The 258-nt window shown below is 33.3% G+C and carries 1 protein-coding gene; it reads left to right on the forward strand.

All coding sequences use genetic code 11. The features are described from left to right. Positions 1-53 precede the first annotated feature (53 nt). The coding region (locus tag AAEY87_RS14145) for a hypothetical protein (protein ID WP_350657632.1) at positions 54-258 on the forward strand (205 nt) is incomplete at its 3' end.

The following is a 258-nucleotide window of genomic DNA, read 5'->3' on the forward strand; positions in this document are numbered from 1 at the left end:
ATATATACTAGCAGTCAAAACTCGCAATTGGGAGTCCATTTAGGGAAATATAAGTGATTTTATTAAAACGAACTTTACAATTTTTTATCATTTGTGTGTTAATTGGTCTGATCACTTTGGTCAGTCTTTATTACTACGTTAAACCTGATATCCCCAGTGTGCAAGTTTTAAAAGACGTGCAATTACAAACTCCTATGCAAGTATTCACAAAAGATGGGCTTTTAATCAATCAATTTGGTGAAAAGCGTCGTATTCCAG

Source organism: Psychrobacter sp. S1-30-MNA-CIBAN-0213, assembly GCF_040309845.1.
GTDB lineage: Bacteria > Pseudomonadota > Gammaproteobacteria > Pseudomonadales > Moraxellaceae > Psychrobacter.